Annotated in this window: 9 protein-coding genes and 2 pseudogenes; 1 reads left to right on the top strand and 10 read right to left on the bottom strand. The window is 75.4% G+C overall.

Translation table 11 applies throughout. The annotated features are described in order from the left end of the window. Positions 1–11: 11 nt before the first annotated feature. The 6 genes and pseudogenes from ACTWM8_RS10465 to ACTWM8_RS10440 form a co-directional block, all read right to left on the bottom strand. Positions 12–4,829: a type I polyketide synthase gene (locus tag ACTWM8_RS10465; protein WP_446213633.1), complete on the bottom strand. Its 4,818-nt coding sequence runs from the start codon at positions 4,827–4,829 to the stop codon at positions 12–14. 6 nt (positions 4,830–4,835) lie between these two features. After that, positions 4,836–14,096: pseudogene (locus ACTWM8_RS10460) on the bottom strand (SDR family NAD(P)-dependent oxidoreductase); the annotation flags it as partial. 161 nt (positions 14,097–14,257) lie between these two features. Continuing rightward, on the bottom strand, positions 14,258–15,667 hold the full coding sequence (locus ACTWM8_RS10455; protein WP_446213632.1) for an NAD(P)/FAD-dependent oxidoreductase: 1,410 nt from the start codon (positions 15,665–15,667) through the stop codon (positions 14,258–14,260). Next, positions 15,664–16,857 (bottom strand): DUF993 family protein, encoded by a 1,194-nt coding sequence (locus ACTWM8_RS10450; protein WP_446213631.1) that lies wholly within the window; start codon positions 16,855–16,857, stop codon positions 15,664–15,666. Before ACTWM8_RS10450 ends, ACTWM8_RS10455 begins: the two co-directional genes overlap by 4 nt. Positions 16,858–16,989: 132 nt before the next feature. Further along, positions 16,990–17,241, bottom strand: a complete 252-nt coding sequence (locus ACTWM8_RS10445; RefSeq protein WP_238450351.1) for a ferredoxin — start codon at positions 17,239–17,241, stop codon at positions 16,990–16,992. Continuing rightward, positions 17,238–18,449: a cytochrome P450 gene (locus ACTWM8_RS10440; RefSeq protein ID WP_377606305.1), complete on the bottom strand. Its 1,212-nt coding sequence runs from the start codon at positions 18,447–18,449 to the stop codon at positions 17,238–17,240. The genes ACTWM8_RS10445 and ACTWM8_RS10440 overlap by 4 nt, the downstream gene beginning before the upstream one ends. Before the next feature lie 303 nt (positions 18,450–18,752). On the opposite strand from ACTWM8_RS10440, the gene ACTWM8_RS10435 reads away from it, so the two are divergent. Then, the gene (locus tag ACTWM8_RS10435; RefSeq protein ID WP_446213630.1) at positions 18,753–19,535 is read left to right on the top strand and encodes a TetR/AcrR family transcriptional regulator; all 783 of its coding nucleotides are present in this window, start codon (positions 18,753–18,755) and stop codon (positions 19,533–19,535) included. 498 nt (positions 19,536–20,033) lie between these two features. Here ACTWM8_RS10435 and ACTWM8_RS10430 read toward each other — a convergent pair whose 3' ends face one another. The 4 genes and pseudogenes from ACTWM8_RS10430 to ACTWM8_RS10415 form a co-directional block, all read right to left on the bottom strand. Beyond that, positions 20,034–20,801 (bottom strand): thioesterase II family protein, encoded by a 768-nt coding sequence (locus ACTWM8_RS10430; protein WP_446213629.1) that lies wholly within the window; start codon positions 20,799–20,801, stop codon positions 20,034–20,036. Positions 20,802–20,906: 105 nt separating this feature from the next. Further along, complete coding sequence (locus tag ACTWM8_RS10425; RefSeq protein WP_446213628.1) at positions 20,907–22,190, bottom strand: LLM class flavin-dependent oxidoreductase; 1,284 nt, start codon at positions 22,188–22,190, stop codon at positions 20,907–20,909. A gap of 127 nt (positions 22,191–22,317) precedes the next feature. Next, positions 22,318–22,908, bottom strand: a complete 591-nt coding sequence (locus ACTWM8_RS10420) for a flavin reductase family protein (protein WP_446213627.1) — start codon at positions 22,906–22,908, stop codon at positions 22,318–22,320. A gap of 20 nt (positions 22,909–22,928) precedes the next feature. Next, positions 22,929–24,275 (bottom strand): annotated as a pseudogene (locus tag ACTWM8_RS10415) (type I polyketide synthase); the annotation flags it as partial. Between the last annotated feature and the right edge of the window lie 24 nt (positions 24,276–24,299).

Genomic DNA, 24,299 nt, shown 5'->3' with positions numbered 1-24,299 from the left:
CCCTGTGCGGGTCAGCGCAACCCGAGTTCGTTGTCGATGAAGTCGAAGATCTCGTCGGCGGTCGCCGCCTCGCCGAGCCGGTCGTCGCCGGCGGAGGGGTCGACCAGGCCGATCAGGGCGCGCAGCCGGGCGGCGAGCGCGGGCCGGTCGGCGTCGTCCGCGGGCAGCGCGGCCAGCGACGCCTCCAGCCGGTCCAGGTCGGCCGCCGGCCCGGTCGTCGCGTCGGCGGCGCCGACGCCCAGTTCCGCACCGAGGAACTCCGCCACGGCGGCCGGCGTCGGGTGGTCGAAGACCAGCGTGGCGGGCAACGCCTGGCCGGTGGCGGCGGTGAGCCGCTGCCGCAGGTCCATCGCGGCGACCGAGTCGAAGCCCAGGTCGGCGAAGGGGCGGGCGGGGTCGAGGGCGGCCGGGCTGTCGTAGCCGAGCAGCGCGGCCACCTCGGCGCGGACGGTGTCCAGCAGGGCCCGCGCCCGCTGGGCCGGCGGCAGCCCGGCGAGCCGGTCGGCCAGCCCGGTCGGGGCGTTCGTGGTGTCGCCGGCGACCGCCTCGGCCACCTCGGGGAGCGCGTCGAGCAGCGGCCGCCGCCGGGCCATGGTGTAGACGGGGGCGAAGCGCGACCAGTCGATGTCGGCGACGACGAGGTCCCCGGCGTCGGCCCGGTACGCCTCCGGCAGCGCGGTGATCGCCAGCTCCGGTCGCATCGGCGGCGCGCCGAGGCGGCGCATCCCGGCGGCCAGGTCGGCGTCGACCATGCCGCTGTCCCAGGAGCCCCAGGCGATCGAGGCGGCGGCGAGGCCCCGGGCCCGGCGGCGGGCGGCGAGCGCGTCCAGGTAGGCGTTGGCGGCGGCGTAGCCGGCCTGCCCGGCGCTGCCCCAGACGGCGGCGCCGGAGGAGAAGAGCACGAACGCGTCCAGCTCGGTGTCTGCGAGCAGGTCGTCGAGGTGGGCGGCGCCGGCCACCTTGGCGGCGGCCACGTCGGCGATCTCGGCGAGGGTCAGCTCCCCGACCGGGGCGATGCGCTGCATGGCCCCGGCGGCGTGCACCACGGCGGTCAGCGGCCACCGGGCGGGTAGCCCGTCGAGCAGGTCCTGGAGCTGGTCGCGGTCGGCGACGTCGCACGTGGCGAGGGTCACCTCGGCGCCGAGGCCGGTCAGCTCGGCGGCCAGCGCCTCCGCGCCGGGGGTGTCCGCGCCGCGCCGGCCGACCAGCACCAGGTGCTCGGCGCCGGCCCGGGCCAGGGCACGGGCCACGTGCGCGCCGAGGCCGCCGGTGCCGCCGGTGACCAGCACGGTGCCGCGCGGCCGCCACGACGGCGGCGCCACCGGCCGGGCGGCCCGGACCATCCGGCGGGCGCGCACCCCGCCGTCGCGGATGGCCACGTGGTCCTCGCCGCCGGCGGTGGTGACCAGGGCGCGCAGCCGGCGCAGGGCGGCCGGGTCGGGGAACTCGGGCAGGTCGACCAGCCCGCCCCAGTGCCGGGGCAGGTCGAGGGCGAGGCCGGTGCCGAGGCCGTGCACGGCGGCCTGGGCCGGGTCGGCGGACTCGCTCGGGTCGACGGCGACCGCGCCGGTGGTGAGGCACCAGATCGGGGCGTCGAGCTGGGCGTCGCCGAGCGCCTGGACCAGCGCGACCGTCCCGGCGAGGCCGCGGGTCAGCGCCGGGTGGTCGGGGTGCGGCCGGTCGTCGAGGGCGAGCAGGGAGAGCAGCACCGTGCCGGGGCCGGGCAGCTCACGCAGCCGGGCGGCGAGGGCGTCCCGGTCGGCGTCGGCCACCGGGAGGCGGACCACCTCGCCGCCGTGCTCGGCCAGGGTGGCCGCGATCATGCCGACCCGCAGGTCGTTGTCGTACCCGTCGGGCACGGCGACCAGCCAGCGGGCCGGCGCCGGGCCCGGCTCGGGGTCGGCGACAGACTCCCACACCACCCGGTAGCGCCAGCCGTCCACCGCGGACCGGTCGGCGTGCCGACGGCGCAGCGCGGACAGGGCGGGCAGCACCTGGCCGAGGGCGGCCGGGTCGACGCCGAGGTCGGCGGCGAGGGCGGCGGGGTCGGCGGCGGCGAGGTCGTCGAGGAAGCTCGGGTCGGCGGCGACCGGCTCGGGCGCCTCCCACCAGTACCAGCGGCGCTGGAACTCGTAGGTGGGCAGCTCGACCCGGCGGGCGCCGGGGTGCACCGCCGCCCAGTCGACCGGCGTGCCCCGGGTGTGCGCGCGGGCCAGCGCGGTGACCAGCTCCCGCTCCTCGTCCCGGTCCCGGCGCAGCAGCGGCACGAAGACCGCGTCCCGGCCGTCGCCGACGCAGTCCGGGCCGGTGGCCGAGAGCGCCGCGTCCGGGCCGAGCTCCAGGAACGTGGTGACGCCCTGCTCGGCGAGCCACCGTACGGAGTCGTGGAAGCGGACGGTGCCGCGCACCTGGCGTACCCAGTGCTCGGGGTCGGTCAGCTCGCCGGTGACCGGTTGCCCGGTCAGGGTGGAGACCACCAGCAGGGTCGGCGCGGTGTAGCGCAGCGACCGGGCGACCTCGGCGAAGTCGGTGAGCATGGGTTCCATCAGCGGGCTGTGGAAAGCGTGCGAGACGGCCAGCCGGCGGGTCCGCCGGCCGAGGCCGCGCAACTGCTCGGCGACGGCCAGCGCGGCCGCCTCCACACCGGAGACCACCACGGCGGTCGGGCCGTTCACCGCGGCCAGGTCGACCCGCTCGTCGAGCAGCGGCCGGACCTCCTCCTCGGTCGCCTCGACGGCGACCATCGCCCCGCCGGCGGGCAGCGCCGCCATCAGCCGGCCCCGGGCGGCGACCAGTGCCGCCGCGTCGGGCAGGGTGAGCACGCCGGCGACGTGCGCGGCGGCCAGCTCGCCGATGGAGTGCCCGACCAGGTACGCCGGGCGCACCCCCCAGCTCTCCAGCAGCCGGTACAGCGCCACCTCCAGCGCGAAGAGCGCCGGCTGGGCGTACCCGGTGTCGTTCAGCGGGTCGGCGTCGGCGCCCCACACCACCTCGCGCAGCGGCCGGGCCAGGTGCGGGTCGAGGGCGGCGACGGCGGCGTCGAACGCGTCGGCGAAGGCCGGGAAGGCGGCGTGCAGCTGCCGCCCCATGCCGGAGCGCTGGGCGCCCTGCCCGGTGAAGCAGAAGGCGGTTCGGCCGTCGACGCGTAACGTGTCGCGGACCAGGTGGGCGGCGGCGGTGCCGTCGGCGAGCGCGGCCAGGCCGGCGCGGAGCGCGGTGTGGTCGGCGCCGATCACGGCGGCCCGGTGCTCCAGCGCGGCGCGGGTGGTGGCCAGCGAGTACGCCACGTCGGCCGGGGCCTGGTCGGCGTGCTCCTCCAGGTGGCCGGCGAGCCGGCGGGCCTGCGCCCGCAGCGCCGGCTCGTCCCGTCCGGAGACCAGCAGCGCCACCGGGCGCGCCGGCCGCCCGCCGGCGTCGTCCCGCGCGGAGGCCGCGTCGTCGCGGATGGGGGCGGCGGTGTCCTGGACGGGGGCGGCCTCGGCCGGGGGCTCCTCGACGATGACGTGGGCGTTGGTGCCGCTGAGCCCGAACGCGGAGACCCCGGCCCGGCGAGGGCGGTCGCCGCGCGGCCAGGGCCGGGCCTCGGTGAGCAGCCGCACGTTGCCGGTGGACCAGTCCACGTTGGGCGTCGGTTCCTTGACGTGCAGGGTCTGCGGCAGCGTGTCGTGCCGCATCGCCGCCAGCATCTTGATGATCCCGCCGACCCCGGCGGCGGCCTGCGCGTGCCCGACGTTGGACTTGAACGAGCCCAACCAGAGCGGCCGGTCCGCCGGCCGGCCCTGCCCGTACGTGGCCAGCAACGCCTGCGCCTCGATCGGGTCGCCGAGGGTGGTGCCGGTGCCGTGCGCCTCGACGGCGTCGACCTGGTCGGCGGTGAGCTGCGCGGCGGCCAGCGCGGCCCGGATCACCCGCTGCTGGGCCGGCCCGTTGGGGGCGGAGAGGCCGTTGCTGGCGCCGTCGGAGTTGACCGCGCTGCCCCGGACCAGCCCGAGCACCGGGTGGCCGTGGCGGCGGGCGTCGGCGAGGCGTTCCAGCAGCAGCAGGCCGATGCCCTCGCCCCAGGCGGTGCCGTCGGCGTCGGAGGAGAAGGACTTGCACCGGCCGTTGGGGGCCAGCCCCCGGTCCTGGCTGAACCCGACGAACGAGTCCGGGGTGGACATCACCGTCACCCCGCCGGCCAGGGCCAGGCCGCACTCGCCGGCCCGCAGCGCGTGCGCGGCCAGGTGCACCGAGACCAGCGACGAGGAGCAGGCGGTGTCCACGGTCACCGCCGGGCCCTCCAGGCCCAGCGCGTACGCGACCCGGCCGGAGGCGACACTGGCCAGGCTGCCGACGCCCTTGGCGGCGTAGTCGTGGTAGACGAGGCCGGCGAAGACGCCGGTGGCGCTGCCCTTGAGCGAGGCGGGGTCGATGCCGGCCCGCTCGACGACCTCCCAGGCGGTCTCCAGCAGCAGCCGCTGCTGCGGGTCGGTCTCCCGGGCCTCCCGTGGGCTGATCTTGAAGAAGTCGGCGTCGAACTCCCCCGCGTCGTGCAGGAACCCGCCGTTGACGCAGTACGTCCGCCCGGGCGTGGCCGGCTCCGGGTCGTACAGGCCGGCGACGTCCCAGCCCCGGTTCTGCGGGAACCCGCTGATCGCGTCGCCGCCGGAGGCGACCAGCTCCCACAGGTCGTCGGGGGTGCGGACACCGCCGGGGAACCGGCAGGCCGCGGCCACGATCGCAATGGGTTCGTGCCAGCGCTGCTCGGCGTCGTGCAGCCGCCGCCGGGTCTGCTGGAGGTCAGCCGTGGCGCGCTTGAGGTAGTCGCGCAGCTTGTCGTCGGTCGCCATCGCCGCTCAGCCCATCCCCAGGTTGTCGAGCACCGCGAACAGTTCGTCGTCGGTCGCCGTGGCCAGGTCGTCGTCCGTGCCGTCCGGCCCGGCCGGGTCGTGCCGGGTCCGCCACTCGCGCAGCACCGCCTCCAGCCGGGCGGTGACCCGGGCCGGGTCGCCGTCGGTGGGGCCGGCGAGCACCGCCGCGAGCCGGTCCAGTTCGGTCAGCACCGGGTCGTCCTCGGCGACGTCCCGCGCGCCCAGCTCGGCGGCGAGGTGGGCGGCGAGTTCCCGCGAGGTCGGGTAGTCGAAGACCAGCGTCGGTGAGAGCCACCGCCCGCACGCCTCGCTGAGCGTCTTGCGCAGCTCCACGGCGGCCAGCGAGTCGAAGCCGAGATCCTGGAAGGCCCGGTCCGGCTCGACCGAACGCCAGTCGGGGTGGCCGAGGACGGCGGCGACGTGGGTGCGGACCAGCTCCAGCAGGAAGCGGTCCCGCTGGTCGTCGGGGAGCCCGGCGAGCCGCTGCGCCAGGCCGGGACCGGTCGGCGCGATACGGCGGGCCGGTACCCGGACCACCTGACGCAGCAGCGCCGGCAGCGCGTCGCCGGTGGCGCGCAGCGCGGCGACGTCGAGGCGTACCGGGACCAGGGCGGGGGTGGCCTGCCGGAGCGCCCGGTCGACCAGGGCCAGCCCCTCGGCCACGCCGAGCGGGTGCAGGCCCATCCGGTCCAGCCACGGCGGCCCGGCCTCCCACGCGCCGAAGGCGAGCGCGGTGGCGGGCAGCTCGCGGGCGGCCCGGTGGGCGGCGAGCGCGTCGAGGAAGGTGGCCGCCGCCGCGGTGGCCGGCCGGCCGGCGCCGAACATCAGCCCGGCGGCCGAGGAGACCAGCACGAACGCCGCGAGGGGCCGGTCGGTGGTCAGCTCGTGCAGGTGCCAGGCCGGGTCGACGGTGGCGCGCAGGGCGGCGGCGAACGCCTCCGGCGCGGTGGTGGCGAGCAGGCTCTCCTCGCGTACGGCGGGGGCGTGCACGACGGCGGTGAGCGGGTGCTCCTCGGGGATCGAGTCGAGCAGCGCGGCCACCGAGGCCCGGTCGGTGAGGTCGCACGCGGCGACGGTGACGTCGGCGCCGAACTCGGCCAGCTCGGCGAGGAGGTCCTTGTCGGCGTCCTCGGCGGGGTCGACGGCGAGCAGCAGGTGGTCGATCCGGTGCTCGGCGACCAGGTGCCGGGCGATCGCCGCGCCGGGCCCGCCGGTCCCGCCGGTGACCAGCACCGTGCCGCCGGTGTCCCAGCGCGGCGGCGCGCCGGCCCCGGCGGAGGCCCGGGTGAGCCGGGGCAGCAGCGCGCGGCCGTCGCGAACGGCCAGCTCCGGTTCGTCGTACGCCAGCAGCGCCGGCAGGGCCACGCAGGAGGGTCCGCTGCCGTCGGTGTCGACGAGTACCAGCCGCCCCGGCTGCTCGGACTGGGCGGCGCGGGCCAGCCCCCACACCGGCGCGAGCATCGGGTCGGCGGGCAGCTCCCCCGCCCCGACGGCGCCCTGGGTGAGCAGCACCAGCCGGGTCCGGGGCAGCCGGCTCTGGGCCAGCCAGTCCCGCAGCGTTGCGAGCAGGTCGGTGAGCAGGGCGCGGACCGCCTCCGGCCCCTGCCCGGCCGGGGTGGCCGGGGCGTGCAGCACGTACGCCGGTTCCGGCGCGCCGGCGTCCACGGCGGCGAGCAGCGCGGCCAGGTCGGGGTGCGCGGGCGCGTCGGGAACCACCCCGAACGGGTCCTCGCCGAGCACCGCCCAGGTCGCCGGCGCCGCGTCGGGGGCGGACTCGGGCGCGGGCACCCAGTCGAGGCGGAGCAGGCTCTCGTCGCCGGCGCCGGTGACGGCGGCCAGTTCGGCGGCGCCGACCAGCCGGCTCTCCAGGTGCCCGACGGTGAGCACCGGGCGGCCGTCGGCGTCGGTGGCGGTCAGCGTGACCCCGCCGCCGACCGGCACCAGGTGTACGCGCAGCGTCGCCGGGGCGGCGGCGTGGCGGGTGACGTCCCGCCAGACCGACGGCTGGACCGGTCCGGCGGCGTCGTCGAGCCGGTGCGGCTGCAGGGCCGCGTCGAGCAGCGCGGGATGAATCTCGTGGCCGTCGGCGGTGGCCCCCTCGGGCAGGCTCACCTCGGCGAACAGCTCGGTGCCCCGTCGCCACACCGCCCGCAGACCCTGGAAGGTCGGACCGTACCCGTAGCCGTGGCGCAGCAGGCCGCGGTGGACGTCCTCGACGTCCGCGCGGACCGCGCCCGGGGGTGGCCAGGCGGCCGGCGGTGGGGGCGGGGTGGGTCCGCCGGGGGCGAGCACGCCGGTGGCGTGCCGGGTCCACGGCAGTTCCTCGTCGGCGCCGCGGGTGTGCACCCCGACCGGCCGCGCGCCGTGGTCGTCGGGCGGCCCGACCACCACGCGTACGGTGGCCGCCTCGTCAGTGAGGACGAGCGGGGTCTCGGCGGTCAGCTCGACCAGCCGGTCGCAACCGACCTGCGCACCGGCGTGCAGGGCGAGGTCGAGCAGGCCGGTGCCGGGGAAGACGACCCGGCCGTGCAGGTCGTGGTCGGCCAGCCAGGGCTGCCCCGGCAGCGAGATCCTGCCCGTGAGCACCAGCAGGTCGTCGTCGGGGACGCTCACCTTGGCGCCGAGCAGCGGATGGCCGGTGGCGACCTGCCCGAAGCCGGAGAGGTCGGCGGTGGAGGGTGCGGCGAGCCAGTACCGCTGCCGCTGGAACGGGTAGGTGGGCAGGTCGACGGTGCGGGTGGTCTGCGGGAGCAGGGAGGTCCAGTCGACGGTGGTGCCGGTGACGTGCAGCCTGGCCAGGGCGGTGAGGGCCTGCCGCTGTTCGTCGTGTCCCCGGCGCAGGCTGGGGATGATCGTGGCATCGTCGCTGAGGATGCCCTCGATCATCGGGGTGAGGGCGGCGTCCGGGCCGAGTTCCAGGAACGTGGTCGCGCCTGCCTGGCGCAGGGCGGTGACGGCGTCGGCGAAGCGGACCGCCTCGCGGACGTGGCGGACCCAGTAGTCGGGGTCGGTCAGCTCGATGGTGGCGAGAGCGCCGGTCAGGTTCGAAACGACCGGGAGTTGCGGCTCGGCGTAGGTCAGCTCCGATGCGACGGTCCGGAACTCGTCGAGCATGGGATCCATCAGCCCGCTGTGGAACGCGTGGCTGACCCGCAGTCGCGTGGTCTTGCGGCCCTGCGCTGTGAAGTGCTCGGCGACGTGCAGCACGGCGGCTTCGGGGCCGGAGATGACCACCGACCGGGGACCGTTGACGGCCGCGATGTCCACACCGGCACCTGCCGCCAGGCCTGTGCCGGTGCCGTTGCCGGTGCCGTTGCCGTTGCCGTTGGAGGTTGAATCGTTTACGTCATCAGGTCGGTAGGACGCGAAAGAGGCATCCTGACCCGACAGTGCTGCCCGCACCTCCTCCTCCGACGCCTGCACCGCCACCATCGCCCCACCAGCCGGCAACGCCTGCATCAACCGACCCCGCGCCGCCACCAGACGCGCTGCATCCGCCAGCGACAACACCCCTGCGACGTGCGCGGCAGTCAACTCACCGATCGAGTGCCCCGCCACGAAATCGGCCCGCACACCCCACGACTCCACCAGCCGGAACAACGCCACCTCGACCGCGAACAAGCCGGCCTGCGCATAGCCCGTCTGCCGGATCAGCTCCTCGTCATCACCCCAGACCACCTCACGCAACGGCCGATCCAGATGCGCGTCCAGCTCCGCCACCACCGCGTCGAAGGCCGAGGCGAACACCGGGAACACGTCGCACAGCTCACGACCCATGCCCAGGCGCTGCGCGCCCTGACCGGTGAACAACACTGCCAGCCGACCGCCCCGGGGCGTGCCGACCACCGTGTTCGGCGCGGTCTCGCCGGCGGCCAGGGCGGCCAGGCCGGCGGACAGTTCCGCCGGGTCCGCGCCCAGCACCACGGCCCGGTGGGGGTGCAGCGCCCGGCCGGTCGCCAGGGTGCCAGCCGCCGCAGCCGCGTCCGCCGGGTCCATCGACCCGGCGACCTCCGCCAGCCGACCGGCGAGGGCCCGCAGCGCCGGTACCGACCTCGCGGATACCAGCCACGGCAGTGCACCGGTCACCCCGGACTCCACGCCCGGGCCGTCCCCGCCAGAGCCGGACGCGCCAGAGCCGGACGCGTCGGAGACGGCGACGTCGGAGCCGGAGGTGCCAGAGCCGAGAGCGCCGGAGCCGGACGCAACGGTCGCCACGTCGTCCGGGGCCTGCTCGATGATGACGTGGGCGTTGGTGCCGCTGATCCCGAACGACGACACCCCGGCCCGGCGGGGGCGCCCGTCGACCGGCCACTCGCGCGCCTCGGTCAACAGCTCCACCGCGCCGGCGGACCAGTCCACCTGCGGCGAGGACTCCTCGGCGTGCAGCGTGCGGGGCAGCACCCCGTGCCGCATCGCCAGGACCATCTTGATCACGCCGGCGACGCCCGCGGCGGCCTGGGTGTGCCCCAGGTTCGACTTGATCGACCCCAACCACAGTGGCCGGTCGGCGGGCCGGTCCTGACCGTAGGTGGCAAGCAGCGCCTGCGCCTCGATCGGATCACCCAGGGTCGTACCCGTGCCGTGCGCCTCGACCACGTCCACCTCGGCGGCCGGGACGCCGGCCGAGGCGAGGGCAGCCCGGATCACCCGCTGCTGCGACGGCCCGTTCGGGGCGGTGAGCCCGTTCGACGCGCCGTCCTGGTTCACCGCCGAGCCCCGCACCACGGCGAGGACCGGGTGCCCGTTGCGGCGGGCGTCGGAGAGCCGTTCGACCAGGAGCAGGCCGACGCCCTCGGAGAAGCCGGTGCCGTCGGCGCCCGCCCCGAACGACCTGCACCGTCCGTCCGGGGAGAGCCCGCGCTGCCGGCTGAACTCCAGGATCACCTCGGGCGTGGCCATCACGGTCGCCCCGCCCGCGAGGGCCAGCGAGCACTCCCCGGCGCGCAGCGCGCGGACCGCCCAGTGCAGCGCCACCAGGGACGACGAGCAGGCGGTGTCGACGGTGACCGCCGGCCCCTCCAGTCCGAGCGCGTACGCGACCCGGCCGGAGGCGATCGAGCCGGTGGCGGTGCTGCCGGCGTAGTCGTGGTACATCAGGCCGGCGAAGACGCCGGTGTCGCTGCCGCGCAGCGTGGCCGGGTCGATGCCAGCCCGTTCCAGCGTCTCCCAGGCGCACTCCAGCAGCAGCCGCTGCTGCGGGTCCATCGCCACGGCCTCGTTCGGGCTGATCCCGAAGAAGTCGGCGTCGAACTCCCCCGCGTCGGCCAGGAACCCGCCCGACCGGGTGTACGTACGCCCGGCCAGTCCCGGCTCGGGGTGGTACAGGCCGTCGGTGTCCCAGCCCCGGTCGGTGGGAAACCCGGAGATGGCGTCCACCCCGTCGGCGACCAGCCGCCACAGCTGCTCCGGGGAGCCGACCCCACCGGGGAAGCGGCAGCCCATCGCGACGATCGCGATCGGCTCGTCGGCGACCGCCGGCGCCGGCGCGACCGGGGTGGTCGGGTGACCCGCGCCGAGCAGCGTCGCGGCGAGGTGGGCGGCGACCGCCGAGACGGTCGGGTGGTCGAAGACCAGGGTGGCGGGCAGCCGCAGGCCGGTCGCCGCGTTGAGCCGGTTGCGCAGCTCCACTGCGGTGAGCGAGTCGAAGCCGAGTTCCTTGAGGGCGCGGCCGGCGTCCACGGCGTCCGGGGTGGCGTGGCCGAGGACCCCGGCGACCTCGGCGCGGACCAGGTCCAGCAGGGTGCGCCGGCGCTCCTCCTCCGGCAGCCGCAGCAGCCGGTCGGCCAGCGAGGCGGCGCCGGCGCCCCGGTGGGCCTGGCGGCGGGGCACCCGGACGAGGTCGCGCAGCACGGCCGGCAGCGCCCCGGAGGTGGCCTGGGCGCGCAGGCCGGCCGGATCCAGCCGGAGCAGCACCGGCGCGGTGACGTCGCCGGCCAGCGCGGCGTCGAGCAGGGCCAGTCCGTCGGCCTCGGAGAGCGCGTCGAAGCCCTGCTGGCGCAGCCGGCGCAGCGCCGTCTCGTCGAGGTGGCCGGTCATCCCGGTGCCGCCGGCCCAGAGCCCCCAGCCCAGGGAGTGGGCGGGTAGGCCCCGGCCGCGGCGGTGCGCGGCGAGGGCGTCCAGGAAGAGGTTCGCGGCGGCGTAGTTGGCCTGCCCGGCCGGGGCGAGCACCCCGGCGGCGGAGGAGAAGAGGCAGAACAGCGCCAGGTCGGCGTCGCGGGTCAGCTCGTGCAGGTGCCAGGCGGCGTCGACCTTCGGCGCCAGCACGGCGGCCATCCGCTCGGGCGTCAGCGACTGCACGAGGCCGTCGTCGAGCACCCCGGCGGCGTGCACCACCCCGGTCAGCGGGTGCGCGGCGTCCACGGCGTCGAGCAGGGCGCGCAGCGCCACCGGGTCGGCGGCGTCGCAGGCGACGACGGTGACCCGCGCGCCGAGGTCGGTCAGCTCGGCGCGCAGCGCGTCGACGCCGGGGGCGTCCGGGCCGCGGCGGCTGGTCAGTAGCAGGTGCCGCACGCCGTGGACGGCGGCCAGGTGGCGGGCCACCAGGGCGCCGAGCCCGCCGGTGCCGCCGGTGACCAGGACGGTGCCGTCGGGTGCCAGCGCCGGCGGCGCGTCGCCGTTCGCGGGGGCGCGCACCAGCCGGGGTACGGCCGCCGCGCCGGCCCGCAGCGTCACCTCGGGCTCGCCGAGACGCAGCACGGCCGGCAGCGCCGCGAGGGACGCGGGATCGTCGTCGGCGCCGACCAGCAGGAAGCGCCCCGGGTGCTCGGCCGCGGCGGCCCGGAGCACGCCCCGCACCGGCGCGGTCAGCAGGTCGTCGTCGGCGTCGGGCAGGAGCGCCACCAGCGTCGCGCCGGCCAGCCGCTCGTCGGCCAGCCAGTCCTGGACGACCCGCAGCGCCCGCCGGGCCGCCGCGTGCGCGGCGTCGACCACGTCGCCGTCGCCGGCGCTGACGGGCCAGAGCGCCACCTCGGGTACGGCGACACCGGCGTCCAGGTCGGCCCGGAGCGCGGCCAGGTCGGGGTGGCTGGTGGCGGGCGCGCCGATGGGCGGGTCCGCGCCGAGCACCGCCCAGCCGTCGAACGAGCCGACGCCCGCCGCCAGGTCGACCGGTCGGCGGTCCAGGCGCAGCGGCTCCACGGCCGGGGCACCGGCGGCGGCCAACTGCTCGGCGGCGACCGGGCGGGCCACCAGCGCGCCGACCGAGATCACCGGTGCGCCGGCCGGGTCGACCGCCTCGATCGTGGCCCGGTCCGGCCCGAGGCGCCGCACCCGTACCCGCAGCGCGGTGGCCCCGACGGCGTGCAGGGTGACGTCGGTCCAGGCGAACGGCAGCAGGGTGTCCCCGCCCGCGTCCTCGATCACGCCGGCGTGCAGGCAGGCGTCGAGCAGCGCCGGGTGCACCCCGAACCGGTCGGCGTCCGGCTGGGCCGGTTCGGGCAGGGTCACCTCGGCGAAGAGGTCGTCGCCGTGCCGCCAGAGCCCGGTCAGGCCCTGGAACGCCGGGCCGTAGCCGTAGCCCCGCTCGGTCAGCCGGGCGTACCCGTCGCGGATGTCGACCGCGGTCGCGTCGCGCGGTGGCCAGTCGGCCGGTCCGGCGGCGGGGGCCGGGGCGGCGGGCACCAGCAGCCCCTCGGCGTGCCGGGTCCACGGCCGGTCCCCGTCCTCGGGGCGGGAGTGGACGCTCACCGGGCGCGCGCCGTCGGCGTCGGGGGCGCCGACGACGACCTGGAGCGCGACGGCGCCACGCTCGGTCAGCACCAGCGGCACGCCGAGGGTCAGCTCCGCCACTCGTGGCAGGTCGACCTGCTCGCCGGCGTGCAGGGCCAGCTCCACCAGGGCCGCGCCGGGGAGCACCGGCCGGCCGTACACCTCGTGGTCGGTGAGCCAGGGTTGCCGGGTCACCGAGAGCCGGCCGGTGAGCAGCAGCCCGTCGCCGTCGGCGGGCCGGACCAGCCCGGTCAGCAGCGGGTGGCCCGGGGCGCCCTCGCCGGCGCCGGTGGTGCGCCCGGTCGGGTTCTTCCAGTGGCGCCGCCGCTGGAAGGCGTAGGTGGGCAGGTCGACGACCCGGCCGCCGGCGAGGAAGCCGGCCCAGTCCACCGGCGCGCCGTGCACGTACGCCTCGGCGAGCGAGGTGGCGAAGCGGCGCAGCCCGCCGTCCTCGCGGCGCAGCGACCCGATCGGTACGGCATTGACGCCGGCCGCCTCGGCGGTCTCCTGCACGGCGGAGGTGAGCACCGGGTGGGCGCTGGACTCCACGAACACGCGGTGCCCGTCGGCGAGCAGCGCCCGGACGGCCTCGGAGAAGCGGACCGTCTGGCGCAAGTTGCGGTACCAGTAGTCGGCGGTCACCGTGGCGGTGTCCAGCGGCCCCCCGGTGACGGTGGAGTAGAAGGCCACCCCGGCCGTACGCGGGCTGACCGGGGCAAGCGCCTCGATCAGCTTCTCCCGGATGCCCTCGACGTAGTGCGAGTGCGAGGCGTAGTCGACGGCGATCCGGCGGACCTGCACGCCATCGGCGGTCAGCTCGGCGTGGAACTCGTCGAGGGCGGCGACCTCGCCGCAGACCACCATGGACGACGGACCGTTGACGACGGCGAGCTGGAGCCGGCCGGCCCACCGCTCCAGCCGGGCCTCGACGGCGTCGCGGGGCAGCAGCACGGACATCATCCCGCCGAGGCCGGCGAGTTCCGCGCCGATGAGCCGGCTGCGCAGGGCGACGACGCGGGCGCCGTCGTCCAGGGTGAGCGCGCCGGCGACGCAGGCGGCGGCGATCTCGCCCTGGGAGTGGCCGACCACCGCGGCGGGCCGTACCCCGTGCTCCTGCCAGAGGTGGGCCAGCGACACCATGACCGCCCAGAGCATCGGCTGGACCACGTCGACCGAGTCCCAGAGCGGCGAGTCGGGGTCGCGCAGCACGTCCAGCAGCCGCCACTCGACGTACGGCTCGAGCGCGGTGGCGCACTCGGTGAGCCGGGCGGCGAAGGCCGGCGCCTCGTCGAGCAGCGCCCGGGCCATCCCGGGCCACTGGGAGCCCTGGCCGGGGAAGACGAAGACCGCCCGGGCGTCGGGCAGGACCGTGCCGGTCACCACGCCGGGGGCGTCGGCGGCGACGGCCAGTGCGCGTACCCCGGTCAGCAGCTCGGCGCGGTCCGCGCCGAGCACCACGGCGCGGTGGCCGAGCCGGGCCCGGGTGGTCAGCAGCGAGTGACCGACGTCCGCCGCCCGGGGCTCGGCGGCCTTTTCCAGGTACGCCGACAGCCGGGCCGCCTGCCCGCGCAGCGCGTCGGCGCCGCGCCCGGAGAGCACCCAGGGCAGCACCGCGCCGTCCCGCGACGGCATCTCCTGGTTCACCGGGTACCACCGCCTGTTCCGATCGCGAGGTGAGCCGTCTGCGGGTCGTGCATGGGTCAGGCCGGGCTGGCCGTGGACCGGGGCGCCGCGTCGACCTTGACGAGGTCGCCGAACTCGGGGAACTGCGCGATGGCCTGCTCGGCGGTCAGCGCCGGCGTACGGGGGCCGCGCAGCACCGCCCAGAGGAAGGCGGGCGTCATCATCCGGGTCATCGGCGCGCAGAGCGACGCCACGTTGAACACGGTGTTGATGACCATGCGGTTGCCGCAGCCGGTCCGGGCGACCCGGGCGGCCATCTTGTTGGCGAACGCGCCGCCGCGCAGCGGCACGTTGGCCCGTACGTGCGGCAGCCCCTGGTCGGTGTTGACGGCGATCTGCCAGGCGCCCTGGTTGATCTTCGCGATCGCGGCCTGCACGTTGCGGGAGAAGCCGGGGCGCAGGCCCCGCACGTCCAGCTCGGTCCGCAGCGCCAGCGCGCACTGCGCGGCGACCGACATGCCGGTGCCGTGCACCGGGTTCAGCGCCTGGGCGGCGTCGCCGATCACCAGGAAGCCCTCCGGCACGGGCAGCTTCTCGAAGCGCCGCCGCTGGTCCGGGATGCTCCGGTAGGCGCGGATCGGCCCGGCCGGGCGGGCCTGGGCGATCAGGTCGGCGATGATCGGGTGGTGCCGTTCCCGGGCGAACTGCGCGAAGCCCTCCTCGTCGGTGGGGGGCTCGCCGCCGCGGCTGCCGAAGAGGCTGAGGATCCAGCGGCCGTTCTCCATCGGCAGCAGCCCGGCGCCCTGGCCGGGGCGGCCGGTGCCCGCCTGCATCTGGATCATCACGCCGGGGAAGTCGTCGCGGGTGCCGGGCGGCGCGGTGAACCAGCGGCTGACGTAGACGATGCCGGCGTCCACCACGTCCTCGCGGACCTGGGGCAGGCCCAGGTCGGCCAGCCACTTCGGGGCGCTGGTGGCCCGGCCGGTGGCGTCGACCACCAGGTCGGCGTCGAGGGTGCGCTCCGCCCCACCCTGCTCGACCCGCACGCCGGTGACCCGGTCGGCGTCGCCGACCAGCCCGGTGACCCGGGTGCCCTCCCGGACGCCGATCCGCTCCTCGCGCAGCACCTGCTCGCGGACCGCGTGGTCGAGCAGCTCGCGGCTGCACAGCAGCAGGTACGCGTCGGTGTCCAGCCGTTCCATCCAGCCCTCGGGGCCGCGGGCCAGCGCGCCGGAGGGCAGCCCCCGGCGCTTGGCGCCGGCGGCGTACAGCCGGTCGGTGACGCCCGGCAGGAGCTGGTCGAGGGCCTCGACGCCGCCGCGCATGAGGATGTGGCTGTGGTGGCCCTGCGGCAGCCCCTTGCGCGGCTGCGGCTCGGTGGGGAGCTGGTCCCGTTCGACGACGGTGACCTCGTCGACGGCGCGGGCCAGCGCGGCGGCGGCGAGCATCCCGGCGAGGCCGCCGCCGAGGACGACGGCCCGGCTCACTGCTCGATCCCCGAGGTGGCGAGGAAGAGCTTCATCCGCCGCTCGGCGAGCTCCGGGTCGGGCAGCGCGCCGAGGCTGTCGGCCAGCCGGTACGCGGCGGCCAGGTGCGGCACCGAGCGGGCCGACTGCTCGCCCCAGACCATCCGGAAGTGGTCGTGGTGCCCGGCCAGCCAGCCCAGGAAGACCACTCCGGTCTTGAAGAAGAAGATGCTCCGGCCCTCGCCGCTGAACAGGTGCCGGTTGAGCGGCAAGGTCTCCTCCAGCAGCCCCCGGGCCCGGCTGTCGTCGCCGGCGTCCAGCGCCCGGAAGGCCTCGGCGGCGATCGGTACGACCGCGTCGATGACCGGGGTGAGCGGGTGGCTGTGCCCGGACCCGTCGCCGACGAACATCTCCGGGTACTCGGTGGTGTCGCTGGTGTAGAACTTCACGCCCTCGGGCAGCCGCTTGCGCCACTCGACCTGCCGGGCCAGCGACGCCGGCCCGATCTTGACGCCGTCGACCTTGTCCAGGTTGTCGCGGACGATGGCGATCAGCGCGTCGTACGCGTCGTCGGGCTCCTCGTAGCCGAAGTACTCCGAGTTGCGCGGGTCCCACTCCGAGGTGATCCAGTGCACGATCGCCGGCCGGCTCGACTGGCGGAGCAGGTTGCCGTACACGGTGGCGAAGTCCTCGGGGCCGCGGACGGCGACGTTCAGGTGCGGGCTGCACATGATCACCGGCTGCGCGCCGGCCTCCTCGACCACGGCCAGCTGCTCCTCGTAGGCGGCCTGGACCTCGGCGAGGGTGACCGGGGCGAACGGCTCCAGCTGGTCGGTGAGGACGGCCGCGGCCATCCGGCCGCCGACCGCCTTCGCCTCGGCGCCGCAGCGGCGGATCAGCTCGGCGGCGCCGGGCCAGTCGAGCCCCATGCCGCGGTGGGCGGTGTCCATGCCCTCGCAGAGCGTGAAGCCGTACGACCACAGGTGCCGGCGGAAGGCCAGGGTCGCCTCCCAGTCCAGCGACTGCGGCGGCGGCGACCCGCCGGGCGGCCCGAAGGGCTCGTTGTCGGCCAGCGGGTCACCCAGCACGTGCGCGGTGGCCAGCACGGAACGGGTCCGGAACGGGGAGGGGTCGGCGGGCTGCACCACGCGCGGCGCCTGGGTCGGGTGGTAGACGGTCAGGGTGCCGTCCGACTCCGGAAGCTTGATCATTTTTTCTGCTCCGAACCGTCGTCTGGATCGAGTCGGCACAATTCAAGCGACTCGCGGGAGTGCGGTTCCATAGCGGCGACCCCCTAATTCCGGGGCAACCCCTCAACGGCTTCCGCCGGCCCGAGCGCGCCCCTAGGGGGCGGGCCGGACCGGCGGACTGCCGGAATTGGTCCGATCGACCGAGATGGCGCCGACCGGACAGTTCAGCGCGGCCGTACGGGTCGCCGCGCGCAGCGCCGGTTCCGGCGATTCCACCAGGACGACCACGAGACCGTCGCGGTCGTCCTGGTCGAACACAGTGGGCGCGAAGTACACGCAGTTGCCGGAACCGACGCAGGTTTCCCGGTCGACCTCGACACGCATTGTCGGCGACCCGTCGCTCACCAGGTGACGGGCAGTTCGTGCAACCCGTACGCGTGCGCGTCGAACATGTACGACAATTTGTCGACGTCGGCGGCCAGGCGCAGCTCCGGAATGCGCTCGAAGAGCGTACGGAAGACGGTTTCGAGCTGCATCCGGGCCAGGTTCGCGCCGGGGCACATGTGGTTGCCGTAACTGAAGGCCATGTGTCCTTCGGCGTTGCGGTGGATGTCGAACTTCTCCGGTTCCGGGAAACGCTCCGGGTCCCAGTTCGCCGCGCCGTTGAGCGCGAGCACGCCCTCGCCCTGGCGGATGGTGCCGCCGCTGACCTCGACGTCGTGGGTGGCCACCCGCACGGTGGCCGAGTCGAGGATGCTGAGGAAGCGCAGCAGTTCCTCGACCGCGCCCGGCCACAGCGACGGGTCCGCCTTGAGCTCGGCGAGCTGTTCCGGGTGCTCCAGCAGCACCACCGTGCCGAGGGAGACGACGTTGGCGGTGGTGTCCGAGCCGGCGATCACCAGCACCCGGGCGATGGCGACCAGGTCCTCGTGTTCGAGGGTGGGCTCGTCGGGCAGCCGGGCCGCGATCCGGCTGAGCAGGTCGTCGCCCGGGTTCTTGGTCTTCTCGGTGATCAGCTCGTCGAGGAACTCGTCCATCTCGGCGATCGCGCCGGCCACCGCCTCCTGCGTCGAGTCCCGGCCGGTGGTGGTCTCGGCGTAGCGGCGGAAATAGCCGATGTGCACCGGGTCGACGCCGAGCATCTCGCAGAACAGCAGCGCCGGCACGGGCAGCGCCAGCTCGGCCATCAGGTCCAGCGGGCCGCCCTTGGCCAGCATCTGGTCGATCTGCGTGTCGACGATCTGCTGCATCCGCGGGCGGAGTTTGTTGATCCGCGCGGCGGTGAACTCGGGGATCACCATTCGCCGGCGGACGGTGTGCTCCGGCGGGTCCATCGCCGGGAACGGAAAAGCGATGTACGGCAGCATCTCCTCCGGCACGTGGAACTGCGCCGGATAGGAGGGATTGCGGGCGTTCGAACTCATCGACGGGTCACCGAGCACCTGGCGCACGTCCCGGTAGCGGGTCAATGCCCAGACGGGTTTTCCGGTCATCCGGTTGGTCACCGGGGCGAGTGGATTCTCCTCACGCATCCGCTCGTATTCCTGCGGAACGGCGAGCGGGCACCGGCGCCGGTCCAGCGGAAAATCCGGGCGCTCGGTACCGGTGGTCACGGCATCGGCTGTTTCGGTCATCGCTGCGACGCCTCTCTCTTCAGGGGGCGGCGGGAATCGATCGGATCGATTCAAGCAGCGCGCCGGCACGGCGGACAGGTTCCGCACCCCCTAAGGTCGGCGATGCGCCCCCTATGCCGGCACCACGGGACGGGGCGGAACGGTTACTGTCACGGCACCGACGGTCCGGTTCCCAATCCCGTGCAGACATCGTTCGGGCGGCGGCATACCCTGAACCGCAGCGACGGGCAGCGGCGAAGGGCGGATGACCGCGGCCGGGCGTCTCGAGGGAAAGTGGAGTCGATGGGCGGAAGCATTGATCCGGGGCTGCCGGGATACATCGGGGACGCCTGGGGTTTGCGGGACCGACCGAACAAGGGCCCCAAGCGCGCGCTGAGCCTTCCGCGCATCGTCGACGCGGCGGTCGCCATCGCCGCGTCCGAGGGTCTGTCGGCGGTGTCGATGAGCCGGGTCGCGTCGGATCTCGGCGCCTCGACCATGTCGCTGTACCGCTACCTGTCGGCCAAGGACGAGCTGCTCCAGCTCATGATGGACGCGATCTACCAGACGCCGCCGTCCGGGCCCGACTCGCCGGACGAGGGCTGGCGCGCCGGGCTGGCCCGGTGGACCTGGGAGCAGCACGCGATCCTGCGCAAGCACACCTGGGCGCTGCACATCCCGACCCTCGGCCCGCCGGTCACCCCCAACCAGATCATCTGGCTGGAGCGGGGGCTGGAGTGCCTGGGCGGCACCGCGCTGGGCGAGGGCGAGAAGCTGTCGGTGATCATGCTGCTGAGCGGCTTCTGCCGCAACGACGCCACCGTCTCCGCCGACGTGCAGGCCTCGTTCATGGCCAAGGCCCCCGACGAGCTGGCCGCGATGTCCTCCTACGGCCAGCTGATCCGCAAGCTCGCCGGGCCGGACCGCTTCCCGGCGTTCACCGCGGTGATCGACGCCGGCGTGCTGGACACCCCGGCCGGCCCCGACGACGAGTTCGTCTTCGGCCTGGAGCGCATCCTCGACGGGGTCGGTGCCCTGGTCGAGCAGCGCGCCGCGGCGAGGAGCGCGGGCGGCGGCGGGCACTGACCCTCCGCCCGGTCACCCCCCGGCCGGCCGACGCACACCGCGTTCCCGTCGCTGTCGACCTGATGTCGTGAACGACTCAGCCCGCACGCTGATCCGTCGCGGTGACCCGCGCGTCCGCCCGGGCCCTCGGCACCGGCAGCAGTGCGTTCGGGTCGCGGGCCGACCGCCTTCAACAGGGTCAAGGAGACCCGCCGGGTCTCGGCCGCCCCGGTCCGCCCCGCTGCCCGGCCGGCGAGGGCCGTGAGTCGTCCACGTCATCAGCTCGACAGCGCCGCGACACGGCTGTCCTGTCGGCGGCAGCCTGAGCCGTCCACGTCATCAGCTCGACAACGGCCCCGATACCACCACCCCGCCGCAGCGGCCTGAGCCATTCAGACATCAGGTCCGTAGCGACCCCGGCGGGCCCGGCCCACCGGGCACCTCGCACCCGTGCCCCGCTCCGGCCCGCCAGCACGACGCTCCAACGGTGTCGGCCCGCTCCATGCGGAGCGGCGGGCGTCAGGCGCGGGCGTGGTCGGCCACCACCCCGTCCGCGGCGTGCCGACGGATCAGGGCCATGACCTGGGGGGCGTGCCGGTTGAGGTAGAAGTGCCCGCCGGAGAAGACGTGCAGCGCGAACGGGCCGGTGGTGTGCTCCCGCCAGCTCTCCGCGTCGCCCACGTCGACCTGCGGGTCGGCGTCGCCGGTCAGCGCGTACACCGGGCAGGTCAGCGGCGGACCCGGCTGGTAGCGGTAGGTCTCGGCGGCCTTGTAGTCGGCGCGCAGCGCCGGCAGGATCATGCGCACCAGCTCGGGGTCGGTGAGCATCTGGGCGTCGGTGCCCTCCAGCTTCAGCATCTCGCTGATCAGCGCGTCGTCGTCGCCCTCGTGCACCCAGGCGGGGCGGTGCCGCGACGGCGCCCGCCGGCCGGAGGCGAACAGCGCGGACACCTCCGTCCCGCGCGCCTGCAGCCGCCGGGCCACCTCGAACGCCACGGTCGCGCCCAGGCTGTGCCCGAACAGCGCCAGCGGCCGGTCGGCCCAGACGGCCACCTCGTCCACGAGCGCGTCGACCAGCCGGAGCACGTCCTCGAAGGCCGGCTCGGCGCGGCGGTCCTGGCGGCCCGGGTACTGCACGGCCAGGACGTCCAGGCTGGGGCTCAGCGCCTGGGACACCGGATAGAAGTACGACGCGGAGCCACCGGCGTGGGCGAAGCAGACCAGCCGGGTGGGTGCGTCCGGGGCGGGGTGGAAGCGGCGGATCCAGGCGCCGTTGTCCGTGGCCATCTCGTGCATCCTTCGCGTCGGTGCGCCGGCGCGGCCGGCGCGGGAGGAACGGCCCGGCCGCCGCCGGCCCGGCCGGGGGTCGACCCGGCCGGGGTGCGGCGGTGGTCAGTCGTCGTCGTCGGCGTTGCCGTAGAGCGACATCTCCGGGGCGATGACGAAGTCGGAGACGTCCTTGGTCTGCCGCTTGACCCGGCCGAGGGCCGCCTTGACGGCGACGTCGAGCCGGTCCCGCTTGGCGGCCTCGCGGGCCTCCCGGCGGTCGACGAACTCCGGCATCACCTCGCGGGCGAACAGCTCCAGCGACTCCATGATGTGCTCGTGCTTGTTCTTGCCGATCTGCACCGAGAAGATGATCTGGTCGACGCCGACCGCCTCGTACCGGCGGATGATGTCGGCGATCTGCGCCGGTGTGCCGATGCCCCGGCGCAGCTGCCCGACCTGGTCCATCATGGCCTGCGACTCGGCCGACTGGAGGTCCTTCTCGTCCGGCACGATCGCGTCCCGGGTGAAGCCCATGCTCTCCCGGGCGTCCTGGAAGCCCTGCCAGATGTCGGTCACGCCCGGCTGGTGCTCACCGGTGATGTAGTAGTGCATCAGGGCGTACGAGAAGAAGTAGGCACCCTCCAGCCCGCGGTCGAGGGCGACCTCCTCGTCCTCGTGGCACATGAACGGCAGCACCATGGCGACGTTGGCGTTGACCGCCTGGCCGATCGGGACGCAGTCGTCCGACTCCAGCGTCCGGTAGTAGGCCTCGACCCACTCCTCGGCCTCCTCCGGGTTGACGAAGGAGAAGGCGAGCGCGCCCATACCCTCGCGGGCCGCCTCCTGGATGCTCTCCCGCCGGGTGCAGGCCCGCCACAGCGGCGGGTGCGGCTTCTGCTTCGGCTTGGGGATGACGTTGCGGACGGGCACGTCGACCCACTTGCCCTTGTGGCCGGTGAACGGGGTCTCGGTCATCATCCGGATGACCACCTCGAGCGCCTCGTGCCACTGCTCCTGCTTGTCCGCCAGCTCGATGCCGAAGGCGCCCACCTCCAGCTGGGAGCTGCCCTGGCCGGAGCCGAAGTCCACCCGGCCGCCGGAGATCAGGTCCAGCATGGCCAGCCGCTCGGCGATCCGCACCGGGTGGTTCACCGCCGGCGGCATGTGGATGATGCCGTGCGCGAGCCGGATGTTCTTCGTCCGGGCCGCGGCGGCGGCAAGGAAGACCTCCGGCGCCGAGGAGTGCGAGTACTCCTCGAAGAAGTGGTGTTCGGTGCCCCAGGCGTAGTCGAAGCCGAGCCGGTCGGCCAGCTCGATCTGCGCCAGCGCCTCCTGGAACAGGCGTTCCTCGCTGTCCTCGGCCCACGGCCGGGGAAGTTGGTGGTGATAGGTCAAGCCGAAGCGCATGCGTTCCTCCGCGTGACGAGAAGCTGCCCGGTGGCCATGACGCTAGGGCCGCGGCCGCCGGATCCGGCCTGGCGGAGGCCGTAATCAGGGGGCCGGCGGGGGCCGTTCAGGGGTCGGCCGGCGCGGCCTAGGGGGTGCCCGGGACGGCGGGCGCGGTGCCGCCGGCGGCCAGCACCGACCCGGGTACGGCGGGGGCCGGCGGGACGGCCGGGGCGGGACGGCGGAACCCGGCGAGGAAGAACAGCAGCGGGTCGGCGTCGCCGTCGACCACCTCCAGGTCGCGTACCCGGCCGACGGCGATGACGTGGTCCCCGCCCGGGTACTCCGCCTCGACGGTGCATTCCACCCAGGCCAGCGAGCCGGACAGCCGGGGTGATCCGGTCACCGGGCCGGGCGTCCAGTCCACCCCGGTGAACTTGTCGGTGGCCCGGCTGGCGAAGGTCCGGCACAGTCCCTCCTGCTCGGCGGTCAGGATGTTCACCCCGAACGCGCCCCGGGCCCGGATCAGCGGCCAGGAGCGGGAGGTGCGGGACACCGAGAAGGAGACCAGCGGCGGGTCGAGGGAGAGCGAGACGAACGACTGGCAGGTGAAGCCGACCGGCCGTACCCCGTCGCCGGCGGCGGTGATGATGGTGACCCCGGTGCAGAAGAGTCCGAGGACGTGCCGGAAGGCGCCGGGGTCGACCCGGCCCGCCGTGGTGCCCGTACGCGATGTCATCGCTCTCCCGCCCGTCAGCCCGGCGCCGGCGCGGGGGCGTCGCCACCCTCGGCCGGCGCCTCTTCGAGGATCACGTGTGCGTTGGTGCCGCTGATGCCGAAGGAGGACACGGCGGCCCGGCGCGGCCGGCCGGCCTCCGGCCAGGGCCGGGCCTCGGTCAGCAGCTCCACCCGCCCGGCCGACCAGTCGACCTGCGGGGTGGGCGCGTCGACGTGCAGCGTGGCGGGGAGCAGCCCGTGCCGCATGGCGAGCACCATCTTGATCACCCCGGCGACCCCGGCGGCGGCCTGGGTGTGCCCGAGGTTGGACTTGACCGACCCCAGCCAGAGCGGCTCCCCCGCCCGGTCCCGCCCGTACGTGGCCAGCAGCGCCTGGGCCTCGATGGGGTCGCCGAGTCGGGTGCCGGTGCCGTGCGCCTCCACCGCGTCCACGTCGGCCGGTCGCAGCCCGGCGCTGTCGAGGGCCTGGCGGATGACCCGCTGCTGGGCCGGCCCGTTGGGCACGGTGATGCCGCTGGACGCGCCGTCGGAGTTCACCGCCGCGCCTCGGATCACGGCGAGGATCCGCCGGCCGTTGCGGCGGGCGTCGGAGAGCCGTTCCAGGACCAGCAGGCCGCTGCCCTCCCCCCAGCCGGTGCCGTCGGCGGCGGCGGCGAACGACTTGCACCGGCCGTCCGGGGCGAGCCCGCGCTGGGAGCTGAAGTAGACGAACGTCTCCGGGGTGGACATCACGGTGATGCCGCCGGCCAGCGCGAGGGTGCACTCCCCGGAGCGCAGCGCGTGCCCGGCCAGGTTCAGCGCGACCAGCGAGGACGAGCAGGCGGTGTCCAGCGAGACGGACGGCCCCTGCAGGCCGAGGGTGTAGGAGATCCGGCCGCTGGTGATGCTGCCGCCGCCGTCCGCGCCGTCGTAGTCGTGGTACATCACCCCGCAGTACACGCCGGTGCGGCTCTCCTTGAGCGAGAGCGGGTCGATCCGCGCGTGCTCCAGGGCCTCCCAGGCGGTCTCCAGGATCACCCGCTGCTGCGGGTCGATGTCGCGGGCCTCCCGCGGGGAGATGCCGAACAGGTCGGCGTCGAAGTCGGCGGCGTCGTGCAGGAACGCGCCCTCCCGGGTGACGGTCCGGCCGGGGCGGCCGGGCTCCGGGTCGTACAGGGCGTCGGTGTCCCAGCCGCGGTCGGTGGGGAACGGGGTGACCGCGTCCCGGCCCCGGGCCAGCAGCTCCCAGTAACTCTCCGGGGAGTCCACGCCGCCGGGCAGCCGGCAGGCCATCCCGACGATGGCGATCGGTTCGTCGGCGGCCTGGGCGAGCCGGGCGTTCTCCTGCCGGAGCCGGTCGTTCTCCAGCAGCGAGGTCCGCAGCGCCGCGACGATCTGGTCGGTGTCCACGCC

The organism is Micromonospora sp. IBSANI012 (genome assembly GCF_052814045.1).
The sequence above is the reverse complement of the archived record's forward strand: the minus strand, read 5'-3'. Positions and strand labels throughout refer to the sequence as shown.